The 10,800-nt window shown below is 68.8% G+C and carries 7 protein-coding genes; all 7 read left to right on the top strand.

Annotated features, from left to right (window positions below):
- The first annotated feature begins 2 nt into the window (after window positions 1-2).
- The gene (locus tag AQJ67_RS40455; protein ID WP_062724502.1) at window positions 3-1,223 is read left to right on the top strand and encodes a hypothetical protein; all 1,221 of its coding nucleotides are present in this window, start codon (window positions 3-5) and stop codon (window positions 1,221-1,223) included.
- Between the two features lie 368 nt (window positions 1,224-1,591).
- On the top strand, window positions 1,592-2,158 hold the full coding sequence (locus AQJ67_RS40450) for a DoxX family protein (protein ID WP_062724501.1): 567 nt from the start codon (window positions 1,592-1,594) through the stop codon (window positions 2,156-2,158).
- 651 nt (window positions 2,159-2,809) lie between these two features.
- Window positions 2,810-3,433, top strand: coding sequence for a superoxide dismutase family protein (locus tag AQJ67_RS40445; protein ID WP_062724500.1), 624 nt, complete (start codon window positions 2,810-2,812; stop codon window positions 3,431-3,433).
- Window positions 3,434-4,220: 787 nt separating this feature from the next.
- Window positions 4,221-5,876: an amidohydrolase gene (locus AQJ67_RS40440; RefSeq protein WP_062724499.1), complete on the top strand. Its 1,656-nt coding sequence runs from the start codon at window positions 4,221-4,223 to the stop codon at window positions 5,874-5,876.
- Between the two features lie 106 nt (window positions 5,877-5,982).
- Window positions 5,983-7,470 (top strand): APC family permease, encoded by a 1,488-nt coding sequence (locus tag AQJ67_RS40435; protein ID WP_062724498.1) that lies wholly within the window; start codon window positions 5,983-5,985, stop codon window positions 7,468-7,470.
- A 73-nt stretch (window positions 7,471-7,543) separates the two neighbouring features.
- On the top strand, window positions 7,544-8,497 hold the full coding sequence (locus AQJ67_RS40430) for a hypothetical protein (RefSeq protein ID WP_062724497.1): 954 nt from the start codon (window positions 7,544-7,546) through the stop codon (window positions 8,495-8,497).
- 537 nt (window positions 8,498-9,034) lie between these two features.
- Window positions 9,035-10,660: an ATP-binding cassette domain-containing protein gene (locus AQJ67_RS40425; RefSeq protein ID WP_159058919.1), complete on the top strand. Its 1,626-nt coding sequence runs from the start codon at window positions 9,035-9,037 to the stop codon at window positions 10,658-10,660.
- Window positions 10,661-10,800: the final 140 nt, after the last annotated feature.

Genomic DNA, 10,800 nt, shown 5'->3' with positions numbered 1-10,800 from the left:
AAATGAGACCAGAAGACGACGCCGCCGAGCAGCGCGGAGGAACGGGCGGTGCTGCCGGACAACCTCAGGCACAGGCTGCGGTCGCACCCGCACCGGCCCCCGTACCCGCCTCCGCGCCGTCGGCGCCCGCCGCGGCCGACGCCCAGGACGGCAGTGACTCCGGACAGCGGGCCGGCGCCGTATGGGACCAACCGCTTCCGTGGGCCGCGTCGCAGGACGATGGTCAGCGCCAGAGCACCGAACCGCCCACATCCGGGCGGGCCAAGACGTCCGAGGCACCCGCAAGCCCGACCGTCCTGACGGCCGCCGTCCGTGATGAAGCCGGAAACGGTACGACGGACCGCGCGGAGGCCGACCGGGAGGAGTCCGACGCCGAGGTGTGGCAGGCGGCTGTCGCCGAACAGCGGCGCGGTGCGCATTCGGCGCCCACTCCTGTGCGGGCGGGCGTCGGTGCGGGCGGCGGGCACGCGGTCTCGAGGTGGATTCTCGGCGCCGCTGTCTCGGTCGGTGGTCTGCTGGCCGCCGTTGGGGCCGCCAAGGGACTCGGTTCCCATCCGTCCGCCGCGACGGCCCAGGAGCGGACCGAACCGATCCTGGGTCCCGACAAGGGCATGAGCCCGGAGGGGACGCCGAAGTCGACCCCGAGTTCGGTCCCGACCTCGAGGAAGCTCCCGACGAAGACACCGACCGGTCACGCCCCGGCACGCCCCGGCCCCAAGGCCGTGACCGGGCTTGCCGCGGGCGGCGCGGCGGTCGTCCACCCCGGCAGCGACCACGCTGCGGAGGCGGCGGTGACGGCCCACGTCTCACCTCAGCAGGTGCCCGAAAAGCCCGCGGAGACCAAGGCGAGCGGCTATCTCTCCGCCCGGACCTCCGTGGTGTCCCCGAACAGCTACTGGAGCAAGAGCGTGGTCACCGTGACGACCACGAAGAAGCTCACCGCGCTCAAGGTCGTCGTGCGTGTTTCCCAGACCGGCGGTGTGGCGAACACCGGCACCTGGACTTCGCTCGGGGACAAGGCGAGGGTCAGCAGCGCGGCCAGCAGCGGTTCCGTGGATTACATCGTGACGCTCAGTCCGGGCGTCACGCTCGACCCCGGAACGTACACCTTCCAGTTCCAGTACAACCACAACAAGGGCCCACGCGACGCGAACCGTGACATCTACAGCGTCGTGAGCACGGCCCCCGATGCCGGTACGGAGGTTCGAGAGGGGCGCTTCTGACACCGGGCCGGTTCCTGTCGCCCGGTGAGGGAGCCGATGGCCGGCCGGGAACGTCCCCGGTTGGCGCGGGGCCGTGACATCCGGGTTCCGCTTCTTCCCGGGCGGGCGACAGCGCCCGTCCGGGAAGTGGGGAGTGGCGGAGCACCGCCGGTCGTCGCCCCGGCCATCGGCGGCGCGCGCCACTTGCCCGGGCAGGCAGATGCGACGCAGCTCCCGCGCGTCGTTACCCAAAGGTAACCGAATGTCTTTCAGTTAGGTCTTCCAGGTCGTGGGGTGCTCGCCTATATTGCCGGTAACCGAACACCATTCAGTTTACTGAAGGGGTGCGATCGGCTTGAAACCTCAGCTCTACGGAAGGGCAGAACCCGATGACCTCCACCCTTGACGACCCCACCCTCGCGTCCGCGACTTCCTCCCGTTCCTCGAGGGGCGTCTCGCTGCAGGCCTATGACACCGGCCTGCTGATCATGCGGATCGGGCTGGGCTTCCTCCTGGTCGGGCACGGCACGCAGAAGCTGTTCGGCTGGTTCGGAGGCGGTGGCCTCGAGGGAACCGGTCAGTTCTTCGCCATGGCCGGCTTCCCGGCCGCCAAGGTCATGGCGCTCGTCGCCGGTCTCACCGAGACCCTGGGCGGGCTGGGCCTTGCCCTCGGCCTGCTCACGCCGCTGGCCGGGGCCGCCGTCTTCGGCACGATGATCAACGCGGCTGTGGCCGTGAACTGGCACGGCGGCTTCTTCATGATGGATCAGGACGGTGGCATCGAACTCGACGTCCTGGTGGCGGTCGGTGCCGCAGGGCTGGCCTTCACCGGTCCCGGCCGTATCGCCGTCGACCGTTACCTCCCGGTACTGCGCGCCCACCGGGTCGGTTACGGCATCGCCGCGGTGGCGCTCGGCACTGTGGTGGGTGCAGCCGTGCTGCTCATCCGTAAGTGATCGCCTTCAGCTGATCGCCTTCAGCTGATCGCCTTCGCCGCCAGCGATGACCTCAGGGATACCTCCCTGCCTGCGGTCGAGCGAGGCTCGGGGCTCCGGGCTCGTGGAAGGTGCTGTCGCAGGGCATGGTGCCCAGCGCGCTGACGCGGTGGCGGGGAGACGGAGGGCTTGGATCGGGGGCCGGGTATGGGCGGCCACCGCTGCAGTGAGGGCTTGTCCCCCGATCCCCTTGCCGACTGGTGGCGGGCGGCTCAGGGGAGGGGAGCGTCCGGCGCGAATCCGGCGGTGCTCGGCCCTGGAGCCTCGATGTCGGAACGCATCACACGTCACAATCCCTTCAGCCCTCGTAGTTGCGGAGGCTTCGGGTTCGAATCCCGAATGAGGTTCCACCGAATCCCAGCTCATATCTACCGAGCTGGGATTCTTCGTCGTGTCTCGCGCCCGTCGGTCAAGGGCGTGTGCCCGCGGTCCGGCCCGGGCCCCTTGGGTGCGTCGTCGGACAACTCCTTGGGGGCCATGGCGCTGTGGTGACAGGTTCGGGCCTCCGTTACCCAACGGTAACCGAACATCTTTCAGTTATGCCTTCCCGGCTGCCGCACCGCCCCCTATATTGCCACTAACCGAATGCCATTCAGTTATGGAGGGGCCACTATGCCCAGGCATAAATTCACCGTCCTGAACAAGGGCGTCCTCGTCGCTGCCGCCGGCATCCTCGCGTTCGCCGCCGGCGCCGGTCTGATGGCGACCGCCAATGCCGCCGAGCCGCAGGACGCGAAGGCTCCGGTGCCGAAGCTGGTCGTAGGGACGGTGTTCGCCCCGGTGAGCACGGCGCCTTGGGCTCAGGCGGTGACCTACAACCCCGAGCTGGTGCCGGCGGGCAGCAGAGTCCAGGTCAAGGAGGAACTGCGCCGCAACGGCGGCACGCGCATCGAGCTGCGCGTGCGCGACCTCGGGGCCGACCGCGTCTACGGGGCCCATGTCCACACCAAGCCGTGCGGCAAGCTGCCCACCGACGCGGGCCCGCACTATCAGGACCAGCTGGATCCGACGCAGCCCTCGGTGGACCCCGCTTTCGCCAACCCGAACAACGAGGTGTGGCTGGATCTGACCACGAACAAGGACGGCTCCGCCCGCTCGATAGCCACGCTGGACTGGCGCTTCCGTGACGGCGGAGCTCGATCCGTGGTGATTCACGAGATGGCGACCCACACGCATGCAGGTCACGCCGGAACGGCTGGTTCGCGGCTTGCCTGTGTGAACGTGCCGTTCATGTAGAGCCCCGCGCCCGGCATCCCCACTCCTGGGGCTGCCGGGCCGCCGTACCTCGCCCTGAAACGTCGGCCCTGCCGTTGCCGCGACATCCCCGCTCCGATCTCGGCCGTTCTCGACAGCCCGCGGGACGCGCCCGGGCCTTCGCCTCCGACCGGCCCGGCGGCCCGGCACGACGGTGGAAATCCTGCTGGCCAGGCCGCCAGGAGCCGCGACGCGAACCAGATCCCCGGCACTTCCGGATCCCCGAGGCGACGGTCCCGCCAGCACTGGTTGCGCGCAAGCTCGACCTAGCCGCGAGCGGACGCCCCGTCGTCTTCGCCGGTGATGTCTCGGTCGCCGTCTCGGCCGGCCCGATGGAGATCACCACCCATCGTCTATCTGGGCGCCTGCAGCCTGGCCGGCACAGGCCGCTTCATCATCCTGCGCCGCTACGTCTTCGCCGGCCGCCGCGGCCGGACCGCTGAACCGCCGCCGCAGCAGGTGACGGCGGCCGGCCTGTCTTTGCCGCTGCGTGGAGCGGCCCCGCTGGCCTCACCCCGATACCGGCACTGCCGCCGCCTCGAGATCGCCCACATGACGCCGGCATGCCGGTGTAGGGAGCTGCTACCGATGGGCGGGGTGTGCGGCCGTCCCGCGACCCCTCGAGCGTCGTTACCCAAAGGTAACCGAACGTCCTTCAGTAAAAGTCTTTTCGCCTGGCGCGGCGCCGCCTATATTACGAACAACCGAACATCATTCAGTTTTGTGGTCGGGGTGACGCAGCAGGTCAGGAAGGGGCACATCGCACGCCATGCATGCAGACATCGTCTTCACCGGGGGAGTCGTACGGACCGGGGATCCGGATGTTCCCGTCCGCGAGGCCCTCGCTGTCCTGGACGGTCGTATCTGCGCTGTGGGAGCGGAGGCGCTCGCCGCCCGTGGGCCCCGCACTGAGGTCGTGGATCTGGCCGGAGGAGCCCTCTTGCCGGCTTTCGGCGACGGTCATGTGCATCCGGTGCTCGGAGGTCTGGGCCTGCGCGGAGTTCCGGTCCGTGAGTGTGCCTCCGTCCAGGAGGTTGTAGCGGTCGTACGACGCTGGGCCGAGGAGCATCCGGACGTCGAGTGGGTCACGGGTGACGGCTTCAACCCGTGGCTGGCTGCCGAGGGCCGGTTCGATGCGCGGTGGCTGGACGCTGCTGTTTCCGACCGTCCGGTGGTGTTGCGGACGATGGATCATCACACTGCGTGGGTGAACAGTGAGGCTCTGCGGCGGGTCGGTTACCGTGCGGACACGGTGGATCCGGTCGGCGGAGAGATCGTGCGCAGGCCGGGAACCCGTGAGCCGCTGGGCACTTTGCGGGAGTTCGGCGCGCTGAATCCGCTTCTTGACCTCCTGCCCGCCCCGTCCCACGAGACGCAGGTGGCCGCGCTGCGTGAGGCAGCCGGACGGTTTGCTGCCGCCGGGGTGACCTGGTTGCAGGATGCGTGGGTCGAGCCGCACCACAACGATGTGTGGATCACTGCCGCGACCACGGGGCCCGGTCTTCCTGTCCGTGCCGATCTCGGGTTCGTCCTGCTGCCCGACAACTGGCGTCAACGGATCACCCGGTTCGTGGCCGACCGCGAGCGTGTGGAGAGCGCGGCGCCTGGCATGCTCACCGCGCACGCCGTGAAGTTCTTCGCCGACGGTGTGGTCGAGGCCGGGACGGCCGCCCTGCTTGAGCCCTATACCGACTGTCCGCACTCGCACGGCATCGCCAACTGGACGCCGGCCGACCTCGCCGAGGCGGTCACGGCGGTTGACGCGCTCGGTTTCCAGCCTCACATCCATGCCATCGGCGACGGCGGGGTTCGAACCGCCCTGGACGCCATCGAGGCCGCCGCCCGGGCGAACGGTGTCCGGGACCGCCGCCCGGTGATCGCTCATGCGGAGCTGATCGATCTGGACGACCTGCCGCGCTTCGCCGAACTGGGGGTGATAGCAAATCTTCAGCCGCTCTGGGCCCAGTGCGATCCGCTGATGACGGAGCTCATCCTGCCCCGGATCGGTCCGGAACGCGGCAGCCGGCAGTACCAGATTGCCTCCCTGCTCAGGTACGGTGCCCGCATCGCCTTCGGGAGCGACTGGCCCGTCACGTCGTACGAACCACTGCGGGGCATCGCCACCGCCGTCACTCGCCAGACGCCCGAGGGTACGCCTGAAGGCGGCTGGCTCCCCGAAGAGCGGATCACCACCGCCACCGCTCTGGCTGCCTACTCCGCGGGCTGCGCCCACCAGGCGTTCGAGGAGAAGGAATGGGGCCTCCTGCGCCCCGGAATGCGCGCCGACCTGGTGCATCTCGCCGCTGATCCGGTCGAGACCGTACCCGGTGACCTCGCGCACCTGTCCGTCCTGGGCACCTGGCTCGCCGGCCGCCGTACTCATGGCACCGGCACCGCCGACCGCCCACGTGCCGGGAGCCGCTAGAGCAACGCCCGCATCAGCACGGCGTCATCAGCGCTTCGTCTCCACCGGCCCGCATGCACAGGGAAACCGTCCCTTCGCCCGATCACACGCACGATGCGGAGATCTCATGACCGAGCCCATTGTCCCGACCGTCCCTCAGCAGTACGAAGATCCCGCAGGATCGCAGGCGAGCGCGCAGCTGCAGCGCGGCACCCTCGGCCTCGCCGATGTCGTCTTCTTCGTCGTCGCGGCAGCGGCCCCGCTCACGGTGATGGCGGGCGTCGCCCCGCTGGCCATCCTCTTCGGTGGCATCGGCGCTCCGGTGGCCTACCTGGCGATCGGCATCGTGCTGTGCCTGTTCGCCGTCGGCTTCACCGCAATGACGCCGTACATCCGCAACGCGGGCGCCTTCTACTCGTACATAGCCCGAGGCCTGGGCCGGCCGGCCGGACTCGGCGCGGCTCTTGTCGCGGTGTTCTCCTACAACGCCATGCAGATCGGCACGTTCGGCGCCTTCGGATTCTTCGCCGCCGGTACGGCGAACGATCTCCTCGGCGTCGACCTGCCCTGGCCGGTCTACTCCTTCGCCGGGGTCCTCCTCGTGTGGTTCCTCGGTTTCCGGTCGATCCACGTCGGCGCGAAGATCCTGGCCGCGCTGCTGATCGCCGAGACCGCCGTCCTGGTGTTGCTCGCCGGAGCGATCCTGATCAAGGGCGGGGCGGACGGGCTGAGCCTGGACTCCTTCGCGCCGTCCAACGTCTTCACCTCGCAGATGAGCGTGCCCCTCGGATTCGCCGCCGCGGCCTTCATCGGCTTCGAGGCCACCGCCCTCTACCGTGAGGAAGCCCGCGACCCCGACCGCACCGTGCCTCGGGCCACCTACCTGTCCGTCGGTTTCCTCGGCCTCTTCTACACGTTCATCGTCTGGGTCATCGTGCAGGCCTTCGGCAGCAACGGAGCCGTCGGGGCCGCGGCTCAGAATCCTGCCGAGATGTTCTTCACGGCCATGACCCGCTACGTCGGCCCCTGGGCCACCGAAGTCCAGCGCGTCCTCATCGTCACCAGCCTGCTGGCCGCCCTGCTCGCCTTCCACAACGCCATCACGCGCTACGTCTACGCCCTCTCGGCCGAACGCGCCCTTCCCGCCGCCCTGGGCCGCGTCCACCCCGAGCACGGCTCCCCCTGGATCGCCGGCATCGCCCAGAGTGTGCTGGCCGCCGCGGTCGTCGCCGTGTTCACGGCGCTGGGCGCCCACCCGTACAACGAGTTCCTCCTGTGGTTGAACACACCTGGGGTGGTCGGCATCCTTCTGCTGCAGACCCTCGCCGCCTGTGCCGTCGTCGGCTTCTTCCGTCGCAACGGGGCCAGCCGCGGAGAGGGCCAGATGCGCACCCGCACCATACCGGCGGTGGCCGCCCTCCTTCTCGCCATGGCCACCGGACTTGTCTGCACGCACCTGGACCTGTTCACCGGCGCAAGCCCCACTGTCAACTGGATCATGGTCGCGCTGAACCCTGCCGTCTTCCTGGTGGGCGTGGGCTTCGCGGCGCGGATGCGTCGCCGGCGGCCCGACCTCTACGCCAAGCTCGCCACGACCGACGTCGACGCCACCTGACAGAACACCGCCGTCCGCACGGTATCCACCGTGCGGACGGGCCTCATCGACCGAGAGTGAATGGTGTAGGGCCATGATGCTTGCACGCCGCAGGAAGCGGACTCCCCGGCTCGCGATAGAACTCGACGATTCGGAACTGGCCCGTGCGTGCGACCGGCTGGCGAGCCGAAGCACCCCGCATGCCCGGGTCCCTGCGGTCCCGATCCTTGAGCGGCTGCTCAACAGCGCCGGCCACGACTGGGACCGTCGAGCCCATCGCCTCGCCGTGCTCGCGGCGACGACCCGCCCGGCGACCCAGCGCGCCTGGGCGGAACAGCGCTCACGACACGCCGACGCCCACACCCTGTTCGCCTGGGGAGTGATGGCGCGCGGCGATCAGACACCGGTACACCTGGAAGAGGTCGAGGAGGCGCTCCGGGCCTGCGCGGCAGCGGCGATGCTCGACCCCTCCGATCCGAACCCGTGGGTCGTACGTCTCGGGCTGCTGCGCCAGCAGCGCCAACCGCCCTCCCACGTCTTCGCCGTCTGGCGGGAGATCGTCGCACGGGACCCCTGGCACCGTGAGGCACACCTTCAGATGTACGCGTACCTCGCGCCCCACGCATGCGGCTCGCACGCCCAGGTCGTTGAATTCGTCGACCAGGTCGCTGCCACGGCACCCATCACCGCACCCACCATCGGTCTCCCCCTGCGCGCACTCGTCGACCGCTACCACACGGCACAGGCGCACGGCGGCATCCAGGCGCTCACGGCGGACCACGTGTGGAGCGGGTACGAGGCCGTTCGCGTCATGGAGCGTGCCCACACGCACTGGCTGGGGCACTCCAGCCGCCTGGTCCACGCGGCAGCACTCGCCGACCTCAACCTGCTTGCCTATGCGCTCACCGCGGCCAAGGAGCCAGCACTCGCCCAGCCTGTCTTCGACGCCCTGGCGGGAGTGGTCACCTCCTTTCCCTGGGGACACGGCGGCCGCGATCCTGTCCTGGCCTTCGCCAACGCACAACGACGTGCCGACGACGTTGCGTGACCTGGGCAGGCACATGCGCTCTGTGGTGACCGAACCAATTCCACGGGTTTCACAAATGAGTCGTCAACGCCTCGGGCGCGAAGGGACGCCGGTCGGGCCGACCTTTCTCATCGATCTGGGCTCCCGGGTATGAGACGTCCGTGATCCATGGGCGGCCGTCAGATTCGCCTCGATGCGGCCGGAGTGTAAAGACCGCGCGGCGTTGTCCAGGGTCGACCCGGCGCGCTCTACCGGCTGCACTACTGCTCACTCCAGGCCGGCTCTGTTGATCACACCGCTGTCGGCGAGTCACGTGATTGTGGTGCTCAAGCCGGCGGTGGAACTGCTCCGCGGTCGGCTCAATCCCCAGGTGCCGCCTCTCGTGCTTGCCTTCTCAGGAAAGGACCACCTGTGACTGAACCGTGGCCGCTCGACCGGGCGGCACGGCGGGAGGACGCGTCCCACCCCTCATGGGTGCGGAGCCTTCTGGACAACCCTGGGGCGGCAGTGTCACTCAGCTTTGTGATACTGCTGGTTGTGGTAGCGGGACTGATGCCCGTGAACCTGGACACGGCTCACACGACCGCCGTCCTGGAATCGCCGGATAGCCACAGTCTGCTCGGCACCGACGGCTCGGGCCGGGACCTCGTCTCCCGACTCGTCATGGGCTCGCGCCTTTCACTGGAGGCAGCAGCCGTGGTCGCCGCGACCGCCGCAGTGACCGGTGTGACCGCCAGACTCCTGGTCGGTCAGTACGGCAAGCGATTCGAGCCTGACACGTCGTGGGTCACCAATGCGTTCATGGCGCTGTCGGGGCTGGGGGTTGTTCTGGCCGCGCGTACGGTGCTCGGGCCGTCTCTGTGGTCCACCATGACCATTCTCGGTGTCATTGTCGCGCCGGTGTTCCACCGAGTCGTCCATGGTGTCGACTCCTCGGTGCGCCATGAGTTCCACGTCGATGCGGCCGGCGTTGCGGGTCTGTCGGATCGGCGGATCGTCGCCCGGCGCATCCCACGGGTGGTCAGGGGGCCGGCAATCATCTGCGTGGTCGGCGGTGCCATGGCCGTCCAGGCAGTCCTGGACGTTCTCGGTCGCGGCAGCCGGTCGGTGCCGACCTGGGGTGGGACGCTCGGCGACGCCTTCACGAACATCAACACTCGGCCGATCACGATTCTGTGGTCGAGCCTGACAGCCGCGTCGGCCTGTGCTGCGCTGACCCTTCTTTCCAACGCGCTCCGCGACGAGTTGCACGGCGAGAGGCCGATGCCCGAGCCGTCTTGCGCCACGGACACGACCGTGGCCGTGCCGGCCGCGGGAGAAGACACCTTCGCTGACAGGGACAGCGAGGGTCCGTCAGACACGCTGCTCGATGTTCGCCACCTTTCCATCGGTTACGACCAGCCGGACGGGATGCTGAAGGTCGTCGTCGACGACGTCACCTTTGCCGTGCGCCGCGGAGAAGTTCACGGCCTGATCGGAGGGTCGGGATCGGGCAAGACCCAGACGGCATTCAGCATCCTGGGCCTGCTCCAGCGGGGCGGTCGAGTGGTGGGCGGCTCGATCACCTTCGACGGTACGGAACTCACGCGTCTGAACGAGCACGAGCTACGGCACCTGCACGGTACCCGCATCGCCTATGTTCCCCAGGGACCGATGTCCAAGCTGAATCCCTGGGTCACCATTGGCAGCCAGCTGGGCGACCCCCTTCGGGTCCGCCTGGGGCTGAGCAGGCTTGCGGCGCGCCAGCATGCCCTGGATCTGTTGGTGCTGGTGGGGATCGCCGACCCGGAACGTGCATACCGGAGTTACCCGTTCCAGATTTCCGCGGGCATGGCTCAGCGCGTGTTCATCGCTGCCGCCCTGGCCGGAGAACCCGACCTGTTGATCGTCGACGAGCCGACCACCGCGCTCGACGCCGCTGTCCAGGCGGAAGTCTTCGATCGCCTACGCGACTTGCAGCGAGACCTGGGCATGGCAGTCCTGCTTGTCACTCGTGACCTGAGCGTGGCTGTCAGCGTGTGCGACCGAGTGTCGGTGTTGCGGCACGGCCGGATCGACGAGACCGGGCCGGTTCGCCCACTGGTCCTCCAGACCAGTCATCCCTACGCCACGTCACTATGTGATGAGGTCCTCGCAGAACCTCAGGCGACGCAGCAGGACGACAGCGTCGGACGGACCACCTGATGATCCAGTCGTGCGCTGCTCCCGTGCTTCGCAGAGACCATCCGTGGTCGCCACTGGGCGCGATCCGGAGCCGCTTGCCCACCTCGTCGCCGAATTGAGCACCCAACCGAATCGAGCACACAGGCGCGTGCCGCCACGTC

The sequence above is a fragment of the Streptomyces caeruleatus genome (genome assembly GCF_001514235.1).
GTDB classification, from domain to species: Bacteria; Actinomycetota; Actinomycetes; order Streptomycetales; family Streptomycetaceae; genus Streptomyces; species Streptomyces caeruleatus.
The sequence above is the reverse complement of the archived record's forward strand: the minus strand, read 5'-3'. Positions and strand labels throughout refer to the sequence as shown.